Genomic DNA, 19,357 nt, shown 5'->3' on the forward strand with positions numbered 1-19,357 from the left:
TTGTAAATGTAATAATTAGTCTATTATAATTAATATAAAGTTCATTTTACCATGCAAATAGCCTTGTTACGATATGTTTTGTGAAACTAAAATGATTTAAGTGATTTAAAATGAATAAAATAAGGTAGATATTAGTTTCTAAAACGTAGCTTTATAAAAAAATAATAATATTATGGCGAAATCTAAAGATGCAAAAAAGAATGTTAAAAAAGAAGCAGTTTTAACGGCTAAAGAAAAAAAAGCAGCTAAACTTGCAAAAAAGTCAAGTAGAACATAGTTAATTATGCTAATTATAAAGTATTAAAAAGCCACTCATTTCGAGTGGTTTTTTAATTTTAAGATCTTTTATATTATCAATCTTTAATGCGTAATTTTGTAATCTATATTATTTTAAAATAGTTATGCAACACCTTAAAGAATCTTCAAAAAATCAAGATAAATCCAAACCAAAAGTAACCATGGCGCAAGCCTTTAAAACGATTATTTGGCCAAGGCGAAAGTTGGTTTTTATAGGTTTAGTTTTAATTGTAATACGAAGTTTAGCTGGTTTGATATTGCCTTGGCAAAGTAAAGTGCTACTTGATGAAGTTGTGCCAAGTAAAGATGTGTCTCAAATTTATACCTTAATAGGAATTGTTTTAGCTGCCATAACCGTTCAAGCTACAACATCGTTCGCATTAACAAGAATATTAAGTGTACAAGCCCAATATTTAATAAGCGAACTTCGTGCTCAAGTTCAGAAAAAAGTATTGTCGTTGCCCATTAGTTTTTTCGATAATACAAAGTCTGGTGCTTTGGTATCACGTATTATGAGCGATGTTGAAGGTGTTCGTAATTTAATAGGAACTGGTTTGGTACAATTAGTTGGTGGTTCGTTTACGGCTATAATTTCATTAATTATTTTAATTAAATTAAACCCTTGGATGACACTTTTTGTGTTTGTTCCGCTGTCTATTTTTGGTTTTATTGCCCTAAAGGCTTTTAAATATATTCGTCCAATTTTTAGAAAGCGTGGTAAAATAAATGCCGAAGTAAAAGGTAGACTTACCGAAACTTTGGCGGGAGTACGCGTTATAAAAGCATTTAATGCCGAAGAGCAAGAAAATATTGTATTTGAAAAAGGTGTAGATAAATTATATCAAAATGTGAAAAAGAGTTTAACGGCTACGGCTTTTATGACGAGTTCTTCAACCTTTTTAATAGGTGTGGCTACCACAGGAATTATGGGTATTGGTGGTTATTATATGATTTTAGGAGAAATGACTACAGGTGAATTTTTATTCTTCACTTTAATACTTGGTTTTATGATTGCACCTATTGTCCAAATGAGTAATATAGGAAGTCAGTTAACAGAGGCTTTAGCAGGTTTAGATAGAACGGAAGAGCTAATGAATATGACTGCTGAAGAAGATAATGTAAACAGAACCATCCAGCTAGAAGCTTTAAAAGGCGATGTTGAGTTTAACGATGTGTCTTTTGCTTATGAAGAAGATAAAGAAGTACTTCATAATATTAGTTTTAAGGCTCCTGCAGGTTCCGTTACGGCTTTGGTAGGGAGTTCAGGTTCAGGGAAATCTACTATTGCAGGATTGTCGGCTACATTTTTAAATCCAAATTCGGGGCAAGTCACGATTGATAATCAGGATTTATCGAAGGTAAAACTGAATAGCTACCGTAAATATTTAGGTGTGGTATTGCAAGATGAATTTCTATTTGAAGGTACAATTAGGCAAAATATTATGTTTCCTAGGCCAAGTGCTACCGAAGAAGAATTACAAAATGCAGTAAAAGCAGCTTACGTAAATGAATTTACAGATCGATTTGATGATGGATTAGAAACTTTAATAGGAGAACGAGGCGTTAAACTTTCTGGAGGACAGCGTCAACGTTTAGCCATAGCAAGAGCAATTTTAGCAAACCCTAAGATTGTTATTTTAGATGAAGCGACTTCAAATTTAGATACTGAAAGTGAAGCTTTAATTCAGAAAAGTTTAAATGAATTGGTTAAAGATAGAACTACAATTGTTATTGCGCACCGCTTAAGCACTATTAGAAAAGCAGACCAAATTTTAGTTATCGAAGCCGGTCGTATTGTTGAAAGAGGAACGCATGACGAATTGATAAAACTTAATGGCAGGTATTTCGATTTGTATACCTATCAAGCAAAAATTTAAAACAGATGAAAGTAACAGATTTAACAGCTAACGAGTATAATCCATTTTATGAAACTTATATAGCGAAAGTTTCAAATGATATCACCTTGCTAGAAGGCTTTATTGAGGCAAAAACTCAGGTTGAGAATTTTTTCAAATCTATTCCTCTGGATAAATTGGAGTATCGTTATGCCAAAGATAAATGGAGTATTAAAGAGGTTTTTCAGCACATAATAGATAACGAACGTGTTTTTATGTATCGTTGTTTCAGAATAGCAAGACATGATAAAACTCCGTTGGCAGGCTACGAGCAGAACGATTACATTTTACCATCTGGAGCCAATAAAAAATCGATGGCAAGTTTAATTGAGGAATATCAAGTGGTGCGTCAAAACTTTATAGTGCTTCTTAAAAGTTTAAGCTCACAAGATTTAGAGGTAATTGGTACGGGGAGTGGAAGTCCCATGTCTGCTAGAGCTGCGGCCTTCATAACGCTAGGTCATGAAATCCATCATATTAATATTATAAAGGAACGTTATCTTTAAAAGCGCTTAGGAGTTAACAAGTTTCAATTTGCTTTTAATCATAAGAAAAACGGTTAATGAAAGCAATCCGAAAACCGAAAACCCAATAAATAAAGGCAGCACCGAAGTCTCTACAAAGCTACCTATATAATTGGCTATGGGTACAGCTAAAACGGTAGACAAAAAACCATTAATAGCAGCACCAATACCTGCAATATGCCCTAAAGGTTGCATGGCTAAAGCTCTTAAATTTCCAAAAAGGAAACCTACAGCAAAAAACTGCATGGCAAAAAAGCTTAATAAAATATAAATACTAGGATTAATTCCAGACCAAAATAAAATAACGTACAACACCGAAATTAAGGTGTACGCTATACACGCATAATAGGCAAGTCTAGTCATACCATATTTTACAACTAACTGACTATTTAAAAACGTAGAAACACCAATAGAAATGGCTAAACTTGCAAAAATATAAGGAAACATTTCAGCTAGGTTGTATTGCTCTTGAAATATTTGCTGAGACGTGCTTAAATACACCATAAACGACCCAGTAATAAACCCCGAAATTAATGTAAAAGCAATGGCTTCTTTATTTTTAAAAAACTCCTTTGTTCCGTTAATGTATAAGTTTGATGAAAACTTGATACGCTTCTCTTTAGCAAGGGTTTCTGGTTGCCTTATCCAAAACCAAATGACTATAAGTAGGCCGAATATCAAATTAAAATAAAAGATAGATTCCCAATTAAAAAAGTGAATTAAAAGTTGACCTAAAGTTGGTGCTATTACAGGAACTAAAAGGAAAAACATAACAATTATCGAGATTATTTTTGCCATATAATCCCCTTGAAATTCGTCTCGAACCATAGAAATACTTATGGTTCGTGCCGTAGAAAGTCCGAAACCTTGAAGCGTTCTTCCAATTATCATCCATTCAAAATCTTTAGTGGAAACACAAATAAAACTCGCAATAAAAAATATTACGAAACCAACATAAACCAGAGGTTTTCTTCCAAAACTATCCGATAAGGGCCCTAAAATTAATTGACCAAAACCTATTCCCAAAAATATCATGGTAATTAGCAGTTGGTTGTCTTCTGGATTGGTAACGCCTAAAGCAGCTCCAATTTGCGGTATTGCGGGCAACAATGCATCTATGGCTAGAGCTACAATGGACATCAATGATGCCATTAACGCAACAAATTCAAACTTGAAATTTTGGGGTTTATTCATTTTGCAAAAATAGTAGAATTTTAACCTTTTAATAGTCTAAACACTTCTATTAATACAATATTAACATTGTTAAAAAAGAGATGTTTTTTTGATTTAAACAGGTTTTCAGAAATGTTATTTTTTCAAACGGTTTTAGGAGGAGTTAATTAGCACTATATTTGCACTTCTATTTTATTTATGCCTTATATGTCCTTTAAAAAACTTATTCAACCTTTAAAAGAAGCCTTAGAAACTAAGGGTTTTAATAGTCCTTTACCTTTTCAAAAATCTATTTTACCCAAAATTAAAGGAGGGGCAAGCTTGTTTTGCATTGCACCACTAGGCTCAGGAAAAACAACAAGTATCGTGCTAAGTGTTATTCAGAAATTAAAAGGAGAAGCGTTTGAAGATGCACCTAGAGCTTTAATTTTTGTAAAAGACAAACAAGCAGCTTTAAATTTAGAATTAGAATTTAATGGATATTTAAGAGGAACAGATTTAAGGGTTTATTGTGCTTACGATCAAAAAAATATTGACGATCAGCGTAACGAAATTTATGATGGTGTAGATATTGTTATTGCAACTCCTAAACGTTTAAATAAACTGTATTATCTAAACGGAATAAACTTGAATAAAATACAAATGTTTATTGTTGAAGATGCCGAATTTTTGTTTCAAAACAACAATTTAGGGGAAATAGCCCGAACACCAGAAAGTATTGGTAAATGTCAATACTTAGTGTTTTCAACTAAATTTGATACACGATTCGAGCGTTGGCAAGATTCATTTATGTATAACGCACAAGTTATTACTTCTAAATAAAATTTCAATGAAGCAAAAAAATAAGATACATGGTCTTATGGCTGTGTTTATGCTCTGTTCTTTTTTAGGGTTTACCCAAATTAAAAAAGAGCAAGTAATGTTAGGATTTACATACGGTACAGGATCTCAAAATAAATATCCTTTTAATGCCGACGATTATACCCATGAGGTCGATTTTTACAAAATTCAGATTAATTACAGGTTTAAAGACAAGAAAAAATGGGCTTTCGAAATTAATTTAGAACCTAGTTTTAATGTTGTAGAACACCAACTTTTAAACCGTTATTATATTAAGCCTTCTGATGCTGAAAATTATGAGGAATTAACCGAATTATATACCCAAAAAAGAACCATAAAAGAATATGTTTTAAACTGCGGTATTATAGCTAGATATAAAATATTTAGTGGTGTAAGTACATATGCTATTGGTAGTTTAGGACCCATGGTAGCCGATAAAGCGACCGAACGCTTAGCAAAAGGTTTTGCATTTTCTGATATTTTTGGTTTAGGGATGTCTTACGATATTGATAAGTTAAGATTTGATTTTAGATACTCGGTTAGGCATACATCAAACCTAGAAATGAAACAGCCAAATGGCGGACACAATACGACCAATTCTGAAGTGTCTATTTTGTATAATTTTTAAGATTATTTTTGTAATATTTTACCGATTTATTACAATTTGTGTATTTTTACATATCTTTTTTTATATTTATATAAAACTGTAGTTATATACATGCTAAAAACTAGTCTCTCTCTCAAATTATTAAGCATTAGCCTTATTGTTTTTGCGAACACTTTATTTAGTTATGGTCAGTCAGAAAAAGGGTTTTATCGTTTAGTTGATTCTGCAGACGTTTATCTTGATGATAATACAGAAAAAGCACTTAGCTTTCTCGAAGATATCCCTAAACCTGTAGAAAATTATATTCCTGGTAGAGTGGCCGAATATTATTCATTAAAGGCGATTATTCATGACGATTTTAATGAGTTTGCAGAGTACTATCAATGCGTTAATTTGGCTATTAAATTTGGAGAAATAGAGAAGGAGTACTGCATTGCTGGCGAGGTTTGTGTGAGTATGTTTTCTAACTTGTATTTTATGGATAAGTATTCTATGGCTTATCCTTACTTGGATAAAGCACGAGATTTTTACAAAAATTGCGATAAGGAGTATGGTATATTTGAGGTTGAACAGGTAGAGGCTTATGCAAAGTATCTTGATGGGGAACATGAGGAAAGTAATCGCTTTTTACTAGATAAATTAGATACATATAAAGCAGTTAGCGAGGATCCCTACTACCAGATGTTTGCCTTGTACATGATTACTTCAAATTATATTTGGATGGAGGATTTCAATCACGCTCACAAATATTTCAAGAAATTTAAAGCGCTAGAAGGAAAACCAAAGGTTATTAAGCTAAATTACTTTGCTTTTGAAGGCGCTATAAATAGTAGTTTTGCTGATAATTTTTTCAAGGATAAGCAATTAGATTCCACGCGTTTTTATTTAGAGGAAACATCCAAAGTGACAGATTATTTAGCCGTAGATGTTTTAAAGGATTACTACAGGCTTTATTCAGAATTTTATAAACATCTAGGAGAAGTTGAGATCTCTAAAGTTTATACCGATTCCTTGCTTTCCTTTCAAAGCCATTTATATAAAAAAACTATTGAGGGGAGTATAGAAATAAATGATTCCTTTTTATTAGAAGATTCGGATGTAGTAGAAAAGGGAGATTCAAATGAAATAGTAAGCAGTGTTTTAGGCGGAGTCTCTGTAGCTGTATTACTAGCTTTTAGTATTTTTTGCTTTGTAATTTACAAAAAGCAGAAAAAGAAATTGCTTGTTAATAATTTAGATGCCAATAATAATTTATCTTATTTAAAGTCTAATAATGATCAGCTTACCACAAAGGTTTATGGATTAGAAACTTATATTAAAAATTTAAAACAAGAGATAAAACAAATTTCGATTTCTGAAGGTGTAGAGTTTCAAAAAGATAAAATAAAAGAATTATATAGAAATTTGCATATTAACTCTTCCACTTTATTAGATAAAACAGGTAACCATTTGGAATTGGTTAATGAATTCAACATTGAGTTTTTTAAAAAAATTGAAACCGACTATCCACAGCTTAAAAAAACGGAAACAATAATTTGTTATTATTTACTAATGGGTTTTTCTAATAAAGAGATTGCTGTTTTTTTAAATACAACAATTAGATCTGTTGAAAGTAGACGTTATAGAATTTCTAAAAAAATAGAATTTAATAATGAGGAAGAAACTTTACTTGAGTTTCTGGAGCGGACATTTTCTGATACATTAAGTGTAAATACTACAAATTAAGTGTTTTTACTTGTTTTTTGTGAAAATGAGTAATAATTGAGTAGTTATTTATTGCTCCATTTTATAGAAATTTAAGATATTTGGATTGCTATTATTAATTCAATTTCTTGTTTAATTGTTAATTAAAGATTTAGTTTGAAATACTGGGTTGGTTGTGTTTCAAAATAGTTTTAATTATCAGACAAGAATAAAAATTGAGGTTTATTAAGATTTTAATTGTAGATCTTAATATTGAAGTGAAACAAAGGAGCCTAATTTATTAGGCTTCTTTTTTTATAAAGGAATATTACCATGCTTACGTTTAGGCATCTCAACTTTTTTATCTTCTAGCATAGCAAAAGTTTTTAATAGTTTACGTCTTGTATTTTTTGGCAGTATAATTTCATCAATAAAACCACGTTGCGCTGCTTTATAAGGATTAGCAAATGTTTCGGCATACTCAGCTTCTTTTTCGGCTAATTTTTCTTCAGGACTCTCTGCTTCTGCGATTTCTTTTCTAAAAATAATTTCACTTGCACCTTTTGCACCCATTACAGCAATTTCTGCTCCAGGCCATGCGTAGTTATAATCTGCACCACTGTGTTTAGAGTTCATAACATCGTAAGCACCACCATAAGCTTTTCTGGTAATAACGGTTACTCTTGGCACTGTTGCTTCGCTAAGCGCATATAAAAGCTTTGCGCCATGGATTATGATGCCATTCCATTCTTGGTCTGTTCCTGGTAAAAATCCTGGAACATCAACTAAAACGAGTAATGGTATATTAAAACAATCGCAAGTACGTGTAAAACGAGCCGCTTTTCTTGAGCTATTAACACCTAAAACGCCTGCGTAGGCCATAGGTTGATTAGCGATAATACCAATACTACGACCGCCTAATCGTGCAAGCCCAACAATAATACTTTCGGCGTAATTTTTATGAATTTCGTAAAATGAATCTTCATCTATTATACCCGTAATTACCGCTCTCATATCATAAGGCTTGGTAGAGCTTTCTGGTACTATATCCGATAAAACATCTCGAATTTCATCCTCTAGTTTAAAATCTAGCTTATTAGCAGTTTCTGTGTTGTTTTGCGGTAAATAACTTAGTAACTGTTTTACATCTTCAAGACAGGCAATATCATTTTCTGAAGTTTTATGTGCTACTCCAGATTTTGTAGCGTGCGTTTCAGCACCACCAAGCTCTTCGCTGGTAACTTCTTCATTTGTAACGGTTTTAACAACATTTGGTCCGGTTACAAACATATAGCTTGTGTTTTCTACCATAATGGTAAAATCGGTCATTGCTGGTGAGTAAACTGCTCCGCCAGCACAAGGTCCCATAACTGCCGATATTTGCGGAATCACACCCGATGCTTGTACGTTTCTATAAAATATATCGGCATAACCACCAAGCGATCGCACACCTTCTTGAATACGTGCGCCTCCAGAATCGTTAAGTCCTATAATTGGTACTCCCACCTTTACGGCCATATCCATTATTTTACATATTTTTTCGGCATGAGTTTCAGAAAGAGAACCGCCAAATACCGTAAAATCTTGAGCATAAGTATAAACCAATCTACCATTTATAGTACCGTAACCAGTAATTACACCATCGCCATAATAAATTTGGTCTTGCATGCCAAATTCGGTGGTTCTATGTGTTACTAAAGCACCAATTTCTTCAAACGAACCTTCGTCTAATAAATAATTAATACGTTCTCTAGCCGTTAGTTTTTTATTAGCGTGCTGTTTATCTATGCGCTTTTGTCCACCTCCTAATTCTGAGAGTGCTTTATGTTTATTGAGGTTGTCTATTTTGTCTTGTCTCGAATCCATATTTTTTTAGCAAAGGCGCAAAGGCGCAAAGTTAAATGGTTTTTATGTTTTTGCTTACCGCTTACTTTATAGGTAGGCGTAATAACTTCTGATCTTCAATATATTGTTTAACAGCTATTAAAGCTGCTATTTTCGCTTCATTTTCTGTTTCAGCTTTTAAAGCTTCAGGTGAATAGTAGTTCTTTACAAAATGGGTGTCGAAATTTCCAGAACGAAAGGCCTCATGTTCACATACATATTTACCAAAGGGTAGGGTGGTTTCTATACCTTTAACGTGATAATTTTCAATGGCTTTAATCATAAGCTGAATGGCCTCTTCCCGGGTTTTAGCAAAGGTGATTAATTTAGAAAGCATTGGATCATAGTAAATAGGGATATCCATACCTTCTTCAAAACCGTTATCTACACGAATACCTTCGCCTTCAGGTATTTTATAAATATCCAAATGCCCAACGCTAGGTAAAAAATCATTAAGAGGATTTTCAGCATAAACACGCAATTCCAAGGCGTGTCCATTAATTTTTAAGTCGTTTTGTTCTATTTGAAGCGCTTCTCCACGAGCTACTTTAATTTGTAGTTCTACCAAATCGACACCAGTAATTAACTCGGTAACTGGATGTTCTACTTGCAAACGTGTATTCATTTCTAAAAAGTAGAAATTATGGTGGGAGTCCAATAAGAATTCTACTGTTCCAGCACCTAAATAATCGCAAGCTTTAGCAACCTTTATAGCTGCTTCCCCCATTTTATCTCGTAATTGAGGCGTTAAAATACAAGAAGGTGCTTCTTCTACTACTTTTTGATGGCGACGCTGTATACTGCACTCTCGCTCAAAAAAATGTAAAACGTTACCGTGGCTATCTGCCATAACTTGAATTTCGATATGCCTTGGCGAACTAACATATTTTTCAATAAACACAGAGCCATCTCCAAAGGCAGAAGTGGCTTCACTTATGGCACGTTTCATTTGCGATTCTAATTCGCTTTCTTTTTCAACGACGCGCATACCTTTTCCGCCACCACCAGCAGATGCTTTTATTAATATAGGAAAACCAATAGTTTTTGCAATGTCTTTGGCTTTGTTTACATCGGTAATTGCTTTATCAATACCCGGAACCATAGGAATATTATATGCCTTTACTGCATCTTTTGCAGCAAGTTTACTTCCCATTATTTTAATGGCTTTCGATTTTGGACCAATAAAAATGATGTTATTAGTTTCGCACAATTCAGCGAAAGCGGCATTTTCACTCAAAAAACCATATCCAGGATGTATAGCATCGACATCTAATTGTTTGGCTACTTCAATAATTTTATCCCCTTTTAAATACGATTGATTAGAAGGCGGTTGGCCAATACAAACAGCCTCATCGGCAAATTTTACATGGGGTGCATTACGGTCGGCAGTAGAAAATACAGCAACCGTTTTTATACCCATTTTCTGAGCCGTTTTCATTACTCTTATGGCTATTTCACCACGGTTTGCAACTAGTATTTTTTTCATTAATAAATATTTTTTGTCATTCCCTCGGGGGAAGAAAATCTTATTTTTTTATCACAAATAATAAATTATAAGAACTTTATATATGCATTCTAAAATCCTTGTAATCGCGATGTTTTTTAATTTTCGAATTCAATTAAAAGTTGATTTTTTTCAACAGCATCACCATTTTTAACAGAAATAGATTTTATAATCCCCAATCTAGGTGAGCTAATACTATTTTCCATTTTCATAGCTTCAAGTATAAATAGGGTGTCATTTTCTTTAACTTCTTGTCCAGCTTCAACATGCAGTTCTAATATTAAACCAGGCATAGGAGCTTTAATAAAATCTATTTGTTTTGCTGTTTTAGCAGAAAGCCCCATATCTTTTATTAATATATCCAACTTATTAGAAATGCTAACCTTATAACTATGATTTCTTATGCTTACTTGGTAGGTTTTATTACTAAAATCGGCTTCTGTTATTTCTGCTTTAACAGATTTATTATTTTGTAAAATATGATAGCTGTTTTCTGAAGTTTGATGCACGTCTAGGTTAGAAAGTTCATCTTTAGTAATATTGAAATCAATTGTGTTGTTAACTTTTACTTTATAACTTTTATCCATGCGTTTGTAATAAGAACTGATATTAATTCTAGTAAATATAAGTATAAAATAGAAAATATTTAAGTAAGAAAAAGTCTTTGGTTTTTGGAATCTGTTTTAATTTTCTTAAAAAAAAGAAAGTAAAACAATCTAAATTTCAACTTAAACCGTAACTATTAAATAACTACAATAGGTGTTTCCATGAAAAAAATTACGCTTTTACTACTTTTTTTTACTGTATTTCAAGGCTTTTCTCAAAATTTAGGACAAGGTTATATAGCCAATGATTTGGTGCAACACCCCATGCAAGAGTTGGACAAACCAGACTATTTGGAAGCTGTAACCGATCCGTCTTTTACTAGCACTCAAATACGACGCATTACTCAAGCCACTGCAGGGAATTACGTAAAACCTATGTATAGCACTATACAGGCTTGGAATGCCGATGAGAGTTTATTAATTGTTTACGGAGGTGGTGTACATCAACTTTTAAACGGTACCGATTATACATTTATTAGAAATTTATCCGATGTATTTCCCGATGATATTGAAACCATTTTCTGGTCGTTTACAGACCCTAATGTGTTCTTTTATATGGATGGGAATAATGACGATTTAATTAGCTATAACGTGCAAACACAAGTAAAGACGATACTTGTAAATATTAGAACGTTAAGTGGTTGTCCTCCTGCAAATGGATTAACAGGCGGTAATGATATACAAATGATGTCGTGGGATAATGATGTGTTTGCGTTTAGATGTGGCAATGATGCTGCTTATTATTACAGGATTTCTACCCAAAGTTTAACGCAATTTAATATTGCAAATATTGAATATACAGCGCCAATGCCGTTTCCTAGTGGCAACTTATTTTTTCATAAAGGTGCGGTTTACGACGGTAGTGGCCAATTTGTTAGAAATTTAAACGTTAATGGTATTCAGCATTCATGCTTAGGTAAATTAGGCAATGGAGATGATGCTTATTACAATGTTAATTTTGAAGAAGGAAGATATGGCGGTTGCCAAGGTACTTTAGTGGCGCACAATGCCACAACTGGTAATTGTTTTGCTGTAACTAGTTATACCGATTATGATTACCCTAAGTCGGGAACTCACATTTCGGCATTGGCACATAAAAATTTAGAAGATGGGTGGGTTGCAGTTTCTTGTTTAGGTTTTGAGCGTGATGGCGTTAAACTTTTAGATCAAGAACTATTTGTAGCTAAGGTTAACGAAACGGATGCCGATGTTTATAGAGTAGCGCATCATAGAAGTGATGAATCTCCTTTTAGCTATGCAGGAGAACCTCATGTAACTATTAGTCCAACAGGAACACGATTATTATTTGCAAGCGATTGGAGTGGCGCTGTTGATGGCGACTCGGTAGACACCTATGTTGCAGAATTAGCTAGTTATACGTTATCTAGTACTAGCATTTCAGTGGAAAATGAAAACATGAGTGTATATCCAAATCCAGCAGGTAATACATTGCATTTAGCATCATCTTTAAATCAAGATATAGACTTTTGCATTAAGGATGTTTCTGGTAAAGTTGTTTATAAAAACCGTTTCTTAAACGAAGAAGAAGTGGATATTAGTTTTATTGCAAACGGCTTATATTTCGCAACGTTTACTACCGGAAATACTATTAAAACGATAAAATTTATTAAAAAGTAAGGCTGTTTAAATTTTGAACTGAGATCTGTTTTGATGCGTTTTAATAGCTTTTCTAGATAGCATTATACCAATAAATAAAGACAAAAAAGCACCAACCCAAATACCGGGAACAAAGTCTATAAACAAGAAAAAATCGTAAGCGCCATGAAATAGTATGGCCGAAAATAATCCAATTAAGTTTAACGCCACTTTGTTGTTCGAAAATTTAGCTTTACCCATATAATAGCCCATAATAATGCCAAAAGTAGCATGAGCTGGAACAGCAGTAAAAGCTCGGGCTAGGGCAGTAGGGAAGCCTCCATTTGCAACATAAAAAATGTTTTCGGTGGCAGCAAAACCCATCGATACCATTACGGCGTAAACAATACCATCAAAAGGTTCGTTAAACGCTTTTTTAGATTGTGCAAAATATCTAATAATTATGTATTTGCTAAACTCTTCAATTAAGCCAACAACAAAAAATGCTTTTATAAATTGCTCAAATATGCTTGTTTTGTTGGTTAGCGGTAAAACTATGTCGAAAACATAATACAAAATAGAAGTGATAATAATGCTAACAACGGCACCAAGCAGAAAATTATAAAGGAGTAGTCGTCTAGGTTCCTTTTCATATTTATCTTTAAAATAAATGTAAAGTATAATTATAAAAACAGGAGCAATGGCTACAAGTAATAAACTCATTTTATTTGTTTAGTTATAGCTTTTAAAACAAGATCGTAATAGGCTTTATTGGAAGGTACAAAATGGTTATTGTTATGACCTATGGTTGCAATAAGAGTTTTAAACGCTTCAAAAGATACTAATTTTAAAGCTTCAACCTCTTCTTCTTGTTTTACTAATTTTTCCAGTGGCACATTTAATTCCGCAATAAACGTATTATGAAATTCATTATCAATAATACCATTATCATAAGACTGGAAACATTCAAAAACACCAATTTTGTGTAGTGCTTTTTCAGAAATAGATAGCCCAATTTCTTCTTCAACCTCTCTAATGGCTCCAGATTCTATAGTTTCGCCAGCATCAATATGTCCTGCTACAGAAACATCCCAGAGTAAGGGACAAATGTTTTTTTTAGCAGAACGCTGGGAAAGTAGTATTTTACAGTCTTTGGTGTAAAACCAAATATGTGCCGTATTGTGATAATACCCTTTAGCATGGATAACCGATTTTAACTCGGTTTTCCCTGTGGGTTTTCTATGGGCATCAACAATATCTAAATATTCGTCCATTCTAAATTTTGTCTATTTATAATTTTTAAAAAAAAGCATAACAAATATTTTAATAAGGCCAATTTTGTTGCTTCCATAGGTTATATGTTTCATCAATTTTTTTCATTTCAATAGTATCTAAAGCTTTTGTGTTTCCAGAAAATTGATTTTGCATTTGCATATACATTTTTTTTAATTTTTCGGCATGTATTACATTGATTATTGGGTTAGGAGGTGACAAAGAAGTAATCCATTCTAATTCTTCTAAAATATTATTAATGGCTAATTGACATATATGAACTCCTTTTTCTTCTAACCCAGCTTTAAAGTATAATTTACCCAGTGCAAATGCATATTGTTTATAAGCAACGCTCTTGTCTGGGAATAAAGAAAAGCATGTATCAAGAACCTTAATAGCTTCTTTTGTTTTATTTTCTTCTAAAAGTGCTTGAGCCAAAAAATAATAGCTAGGTCTTAATATAGTTTGAGCATAAGATTTGTTTTCAGAATTTAAATGTATAGTTTCATCATTGAATCCTTTAAATGTTGCTTTTTCTAATAAATAAGGAAGCATCATTTTGGTATTCACTATTTTAGGGTTTAAAGAATTATTTGTTCTTTTTAAAGGAGCTAAATATTCAACTAGCCCATTTTTAACAAGGTAGTTGTCTAACCCTAAATAATGATTTTTATTTCCATTAAAAGCAAAGCATATAGGCCTGTTATTAAAATTATTGTTGATAACATTAAATAAAACCAAATCATTAATACTATAGAAATCTTTCTTGTAATCCCAAGTTATTGATTTTGTTTTGGACGCATTAAATTCATCAGGATTTAGCGCAATGAAATTATCTGTAGGAATTGAAAATTTAGTGGCAGGGATATAGTGTTTCTTTTTTCCATTCCAGTTAATGCGTGTAGTGCTGTCATGTAAAAACTGAAATAAAATGTCTAGTTTAACCGCATTGTCGGTTTCTTTTTTTAAAGGAATCAGTATGTCGGAGCCATTTATATAAAGCTTTTTATTTAAGTTGAAGGTGATGGGTTTGGAATCGTGTATTTTTTGTTTTAAGTTTTCAATATAGGTGTTTATATTTAATTGGTCGTAATTAAGAACCCTAACGTCTGTTCTGTAGTTTTCAACATCCTGCAAATACCAAAGCGGAAATGTCATGTTATCACCATTAGTAATGAGTATGGCTTGTTTAGGGCAGGCGTCTAGGTATGCTTTTCCAAGATCATAAGAAAACGTATCCCGACTACGTTGATGGTTATCCCACCCTTTAGCTAAAAGTTGCAACGGAGCTGCAATAAAAACGATTGTAAAAGCAATAAAAATACTTGTTTTATTTGAGACTATTAATTTTAAATAATTAAATATTAAATTAATAGAAAGACCCACCCAAAGCGAAAAAATAACAAAAGAACCAATAAATATGTAATCGCGTTCTCTTATTAAAATACTTGAAGGTACAGGGTTAACGTATAAGGTAACTCCTATTCCAAATGTTAAAAAGGTAAAAAAAGTGGTGGCTAGATATAGTTTGTTCTTACGGATAGAAACTAATCCTAAAACACCAAATATTAAAGGTAAAAAATAATAACCGTCATTGCTTTTATCGTTTTTATATCGCTCCGGTATTGAAGATATATCTCCAATTCTTGATTTATCTAGACTGTTTATTCCGCTTATCCAATTGCCATGTTTAATATGACCCAAACCATGAGAGCTGTTTTGTTTGCCAACAAAATTCCAAAATAAGTAACGAAGGTTTAGCCACTTGACTTGATATTCTATAAAAAAATTAAAATTTTCTGTGTATGTTGGTTTGTAGATGGTTTTGTTACTACCATTTACTTCATAGTCAATAGGAGTTCCTTTAATAGGAGTCCAAGCTTTATAGCTGCTTTCATTTTTATAATCAAATAGTCTAGGGAAAAACATGGAAAATTCTTTGGAGTAATTCGGGTGTTTATAAACGCCATTGTCAACAACCATGTATTTATTCATGCTATTGTCAAAGGTTAAAGTCGGTTTGCCGTCTATAAAAGGCGTGTTGTTGTCTATAGGCGCATTATACGTTGGGCCTTTAATAAACGGAATGTTATTGATACCAAACTGTTCGCCTTTTATATATTGCAGTAAACGGTTACTGTTGTTAATATTATTAGCTAATGTGGAACTGGCACTGGCTCTTTGTAAAGGCATGAAGTAACAACTCAATCCTATCAAAAAAAAGATAATAGCGAGCGTAGCGGTATGTAATGTGGTTTTTTGTTTTTTATAAGTTGTCCAAAGCGTTATTGAGAATAAAATAATTAAAAAAGCAAGAGCAGCTACAATGCCTGTGTTCATTGGAAAGCTTAACGAATTTACAAACCAAACATCCAATGAATGAGCCATTTTTATAAGACCCTGAATAATTAATAAGTAGATGACAACAAATAGAAAGCAACCAACAACTAAAGATAAAATAGTGTTCTTTAGTGTCAGCCCATATTTTTTATAAGTGAATAAAATAGTTAAAGGGATAACTAATGTGATGGTTATTAAGTGTACGCTGGATGCTAACCCCAAAAGAAATCCAAATAATAATAAAAGTTGAGTGTCTTTTTTCTTGTTGTTGCCATTTGCCCATTTTAGCATGGTGTAAAACATGCCCATCATTAAAGCAAAAGATAAAGTATAGACCTCTGTTTCGGTAGAAGCTGTCCAAAAACTATCGGAAAAAGCTAGGGTTAAAGCACTGGTTATTCCTGTTAAATAGGGTAGATAAGCGTTATGTGACTTTGTTTTTTTGTCCTGTATACTAGATGTTATGTAATACGTTGTGTTGAATACTATACAAACGGTTAAAGCTCCAAAAAAAGCAGAAATGAGATTTGAAATAAAAGCAATATGCATTGAAGGGAAAAATTGAAAAACGACACTACAAAACATAGTATATAGAGGAGAACCTGGAGGATGGGATGCTTGTAAATTATAGCTGCTTGTTATAAATTCAGAACTGTCCCAAAAAGAAATGGTTCTTGGTGCGCTAATACCATAAACAACAAAAACAACTGTAAAAAGAATTAAATTGACAATTCTTTTGATATTTAACATATTTAAGAGTGGTAAATTTTTAGCAATATAAAAGAAAAATAAATGTATCCTTTTAAGTATTTAAAAAAGAATTATATAAACATTATTTATTTTTCTAATGACGCTTATTTATCGATTAAATGCATTATTTACCGGTATAATTAACTTTTTTATGTAAAAAAGCCTACTTTAATCACTTTTAAACTATATATTTGAAACTTCAATTAGCCAATGTAAATCATGTTTTTGGTTTTTATTTTAATCAAAACAACCCAATTACCAATTCTTAATGCTTTTATTAAAGCATATTATATTAGTTATAAAATATGTCGTCATTTTAATTATGAAGTAGAAAAATCAAAGAACTATTAACCAAATCAATTATATTATGATTAAAAATTACTTTTTTATTTATTTAGCTGTCTTTCTGTTTTCATATACAGGAATTCAGGCACAAACACTTAATGAAACCTCAGGAACAGGTTCTGGAGTAAGTATTACAACTGGTGATTACAATACTATGTATGGGGATAGTACGGGGTCTTCTTTATCATCAGGTATTCATAATACTTTTTTTGGTTTTGGAGCTGGTAGAGATAATACAACCTCAGAGAGTACATTTATAGGATATTATGCTGGACACAAAAATACTACTGGATTTGACAATACATTTGTAGGTCATGAATCAGGAAGTTTAAACACTACAGGAGGTGATAATACGTTTTTTGGAACGGAATCTGGAGAGAATAATACTACTGGATATGACAATACATTTATGGGAGAAGAATCTGGAACAAAAAATACCACTGGTTTTGAAAATGTATTTATAGGTGAAGATGCAGGTTATGATAACACAACGGGTTATAGAAACACCTTTGTTGGTAATGAAGCTGGTTATCAGAGTGAAACTGGTTATAGAAATACTGGTATAGGAAATGAGTCTTTATTTGATGTAGATGAAGGTCATCATAATACAGCCCTTGGGGATTCCTCAGGAACAGATGTCGGAGAAGGTATTTATAATACCTTTATTGGGGCTGCTTCAGGTGTGGCTACAGAATATGCTGATTACAATACTTTTGTTGGCGCCATGTCAGGGTGGGATAATAATAGAACAAATAATACAACGAATGCAAACCACAACACCTATTTAGGGTATTATTGTGGTTTTACAAATAGAGAAGGCCAATACAATGTAGGAATGGGGTCTTTAGCAAACTTTGATAATAATAACCGTTCTAATGATATTTTTATTGGATATGATGCTACGCCTAGCAATAATGATGTATTAATGATTGGGAACAGAGGGTTTAATGATGGACAATACTCAATTTCTCTTGGTCATGATCATGATGTTAGAGGTAATAATACTACTTTGATAGGTAATTTAGGTAGTGGGAGTGCCAATGCGGATTATTCTGTGGGTATCGGAGATCAAGTTGATATTGAAGAAAATGATGTGGTTGGAATTGGTCGTTCTGTAGATATAGATAACCAAGAAGCTGTTGCTATTGGATCCATGACAATTGCTCAAGCTGACGGTACCATTGTACTGGGATATGGTGCAACATCTACAGATCCAGGAACATTATTACCTACAAACAATATAGCCATAGGACATTCGGCAAATGTACAAGGCAATAATTCTGTAGCTATTGGTAATGCAGCAACTGCAGTAAATGACAATACTATGGTTTTAGGAGGTGCTACAAACCCTTTAAGTGTAGGTATTGGTACAAATACTCCTAATGCTAATGCATCATTAGATTTAACAGGAATAACTAAAGGATTATTGTTAAATAGATTAACAACGGAAGAAAAAACAACATTAGGATCAAGTTTAGGAACATCTGAAGCTGGTTTGTTGGTTTATGACACAGATATTAAAGCACCTTATTCTTGGGATGGCACTCAATGGATAGCATCTGAAGCTGATACCGACGCGCAAGATTTAGAATTAGATTCTGAAACTAATGTGTTAAGTTTAACAAATGATGCCACTACTATCGATTTATCAGATTATTTAGATAATACTGATGAGCAAGATTTATCAATAGCTTCAGATGTGTTGAGCATTTCAGGAGGAGCTAACACTATCGATTTATCAAGTTACTTAGATAATACAGATGAACAAGACTTATCAATAGCTTCAGATGTGTTGAGCATTTCAGGCGGAACAACAACTATCGATTTATCAAGTTACTTAGATAATACAGATGAACAAGATTTATCAATAGCTTCAGATGTGTTGAGCATTTCAGGAGGAGCTACCACTATCGATTTATCAAGTTACTTAGATAATACAGATGAACAAGATTTATCAATAGCTTCAGATGTGTTGAGTATTTCAGGCGGAGCTACCACTATCGATTTATCAAGTTACTTAGATAATACTGATGAGCAAGATT

General features: G+C 32.6%; 14 protein-coding genes. 7 read left to right on the plus strand and 7 right to left on the minus strand.

Annotated features, from left to right (window positions below; genetic code table 11):
- Positions 1-401: 401 nt before the first annotated feature.
- Positions 402-2,174 carry an ABC transporter ATP-binding protein gene (locus tag HNQ90_RS06600; protein WP_144117084.1) on the plus strand — a complete coding sequence of 591 codons (1,773 nt, stop codon included), beginning with the start codon at positions 402-404 and terminating at the stop codon, positions 2,172-2,174.
- A gap of 5 nt (positions 2,175-2,179) precedes the next feature.
- The gene (locus HNQ90_RS06605) at positions 2,180-2,698 is read left to right on the plus strand and encodes a DinB family protein (RefSeq protein ID WP_144117085.1); all 519 of its coding nucleotides are present in this window, start codon (positions 2,180-2,182) and stop codon (positions 2,696-2,698) included.
- Positions 2,699-2,704: 6 nt separating this feature from the next.
- Here the strand turns inward: HNQ90_RS06605 and HNQ90_RS06610 are convergent, their stop codons facing one another.
- Positions 2,705-3,910, minus strand: a complete 1,206-nt coding sequence (locus tag HNQ90_RS06610) for a multidrug effflux MFS transporter (protein WP_144117086.1) — start codon at positions 3,908-3,910, stop codon at positions 2,705-2,707.
- A 186-nt stretch (positions 3,911-4,096) separates the two neighbouring features.
- Here HNQ90_RS06610 and HNQ90_RS06615 point away from each other — a divergent pair, with 186 nt between their 5' ends.
- The 3 genes from HNQ90_RS06615 (at position 4,097) to HNQ90_RS06625 (ending at position 7,061) form a co-directional block, all read left to right on the plus strand.
- Positions 4,097-4,711: a DEAD/DEAH box helicase gene (locus HNQ90_RS06615; RefSeq protein WP_144117087.1), complete on the plus strand. Its 615-nt coding sequence runs from the start codon at positions 4,097-4,099 to the stop codon at positions 4,709-4,711.
- Positions 4,712-4,718: 7 nt separating this feature from the next.
- On the plus strand, positions 4,719-5,357 hold the full coding sequence (locus tag HNQ90_RS06620) for an acyloxyacyl hydrolase (RefSeq protein WP_144117088.1): 639 nt from the start codon (positions 4,719-4,721) through the stop codon (positions 5,355-5,357).
- A 90-nt stretch (positions 5,358-5,447) separates the two neighbouring features.
- Positions 5,448-7,061: a helix-turn-helix transcriptional regulator gene (locus HNQ90_RS06625; RefSeq protein WP_144117089.1), complete on the plus strand. Its 1,614-nt coding sequence runs from the start codon at positions 5,448-5,450 to the stop codon at positions 7,059-7,061.
- A 273-nt stretch (positions 7,062-7,334) separates the two neighbouring features.
- Here the strand turns inward: HNQ90_RS06625 and HNQ90_RS06630 are convergent, their stop codons facing one another.
- From HNQ90_RS06630 to HNQ90_RS06640, 3 genes are all read right to left on the minus strand, one after another.
- The gene (locus tag HNQ90_RS06630) at positions 7,335-8,885 is read right to left on the minus strand and encodes an acyl-CoA carboxylase subunit beta (RefSeq protein WP_144117090.1); all 1,551 of its coding nucleotides are present in this window, start codon (positions 8,883-8,885) and stop codon (positions 7,335-7,337) included.
- 61 nt (positions 8,886-8,946) lie between these two features.
- Positions 8,947-10,389 (minus strand): acetyl-CoA carboxylase biotin carboxylase subunit, encoded by a 1,443-nt coding sequence (accC, locus tag HNQ90_RS06635; RefSeq protein ID WP_144117091.1) that lies wholly within the window; start codon positions 10,387-10,389, stop codon positions 8,947-8,949.
- A 116-nt stretch (positions 10,390-10,505) separates the two neighbouring features.
- Positions 10,506-10,994 (minus strand): acyl-CoA carboxylase biotin carboxyl carrier protein subunit, encoded by a 489-nt coding sequence (locus HNQ90_RS06640; RefSeq protein WP_144117092.1) that lies wholly within the window; start codon positions 10,992-10,994, stop codon positions 10,506-10,508.
- A 180-nt stretch (positions 10,995-11,174) separates the two neighbouring features.
- Between HNQ90_RS06640 and HNQ90_RS06645 the strand changes: the two genes are divergently transcribed.
- Positions 11,175-12,650, plus strand: coding sequence for a T9SS type A sorting domain-containing protein (locus tag HNQ90_RS06645; protein ID WP_144117093.1), 1,476 nt, complete (start codon positions 11,175-11,177; stop codon positions 12,648-12,650).
- A gap of 6 nt (positions 12,651-12,656) precedes the next feature.
- Here the strand turns inward: HNQ90_RS06645 and HNQ90_RS06650 are convergent, their stop codons facing one another.
- Genes HNQ90_RS06650 through HNQ90_RS06660 form a run of 3 tightly spaced genes read right to left on the minus strand, consistent with a single transcriptional unit; the run spans position 12,657 to position 16,970 of the window.
- Complete coding sequence (locus HNQ90_RS06650; RefSeq protein ID WP_144117094.1) at positions 12,657-13,331, minus strand: PrsW family intramembrane metalloprotease; 675 nt, start codon at positions 13,329-13,331, stop codon at positions 12,657-12,659.
- Complete coding sequence (locus HNQ90_RS06655) at positions 13,328-13,882, minus strand: NUDIX hydrolase (RefSeq protein WP_144117095.1); 555 nt, start codon at positions 13,880-13,882, stop codon at positions 13,328-13,330. Before HNQ90_RS06655 ends, HNQ90_RS06650 begins: the two co-directional genes overlap by 4 nt.
- Before the next feature lie 49 nt (positions 13,883-13,931).
- Positions 13,932-16,970, minus strand: coding sequence for a glycosyltransferase family 117 protein (locus HNQ90_RS06660; protein ID WP_144117096.1), 3,039 nt, complete (start codon positions 16,968-16,970; stop codon positions 13,932-13,934).
- A gap of 367 nt (positions 16,971-17,337) precedes the next feature.
- On the opposite strand from HNQ90_RS06660, the gene HNQ90_RS06665 reads away from it, so the two are divergent.
- A partial coding sequence (locus tag HNQ90_RS06665) for a hemagluttinin family protein (RefSeq protein ID WP_183822294.1) occupies positions 17,338-19,357 on the plus strand: 2,020 nt, incomplete at its 3' end.

The organism is Algibacter amylolyticus, assembly GCF_014202225.1.
Lineage (GTDB): Bacteria > Bacteroidota > Bacteroidia > Flavobacteriales > Flavobacteriaceae > Algibacter_B > Algibacter_B amylolyticus.

What these genes read in the sequence shown, in the direction of transcription:
- HNQ90_RS06620 (WP_144117088.1), top strand. Translation starts at nt 4,719, where the DNA reads ATGAAGCAAAAAAATAAGATACATGGTCTTATGGCTGTGTTTATGCTC.
- HNQ90_RS06645 (WP_144117093.1), top strand. Translation starts at nt 11,175, where the DNA reads ATGAAAAAAATTACGCTTTTACTACTTTTTTTTACTGTATTTCAAGGC.
- HNQ90_RS06660 (WP_144117096.1), bottom strand. Translation starts at nt 16,970, where the DNA reads ATGTTAAATATCAAAAGAATTGTCAATTTAATTCTTTTTACAGTTGTT.
- HNQ90_RS06610 (WP_144117086.1), bottom strand. Translation starts at nt 3,910, where the DNA reads ATGAATAAACCCCAAAATTTCAAGTTTGAATTTGTTGCGTTAATGGCA.
- HNQ90_RS06605 (WP_144117085.1), top strand. Translation starts at nt 2,180, where the DNA reads ATGAAAGTAACAGATTTAACAGCTAACGAGTATAATCCATTTTATGAA.
- HNQ90_RS06600 (WP_144117084.1), top strand. Translation starts at nt 402, where the DNA reads ATGCAACACCTTAAAGAATCTTCAAAAAATCAAGATAAATCCAAACCA.
- HNQ90_RS06640 (WP_144117092.1), bottom strand. Translation starts at nt 10,994, where the DNA reads ATGGATAAAAGTTATAAAGTAAAAGTTAACAACACAATTGATTTCAAT.
- accC (WP_144117091.1), bottom strand. Translation starts at nt 10,389, where the DNA reads ATGAAAAAAATACTAGTTGCAAACCGTGGTGAAATAGCCATAAGAGTA.
- HNQ90_RS06615 (WP_144117087.1), top strand. Translation starts at nt 4,097, where the DNA reads ATGTCCTTTAAAAAACTTATTCAACCTTTAAAAGAAGCCTTAGAAACT.
- HNQ90_RS06655 (WP_144117095.1), bottom strand. Translation starts at nt 13,882, where the DNA reads ATGGACGAATATTTAGATATTGTTGATGCCCATAGAAAACCCACAGGG.
- HNQ90_RS06625 (WP_144117089.1), top strand. Translation starts at nt 5,448, where the DNA reads ATGCTAAAAACTAGTCTCTCTCTCAAATTATTAAGCATTAGCCTTATT.
- HNQ90_RS06630 (WP_144117090.1), bottom strand. Translation starts at nt 8,885, where the DNA reads ATGGATTCGAGACAAGACAAAATAGACAACCTCAATAAACATAAAGCA.
- HNQ90_RS06650 (WP_144117094.1), bottom strand. Translation starts at nt 13,331, where the DNA reads ATGAGTTTATTACTTGTAGCCATTGCTCCTGTTTTTATAATTATACTT.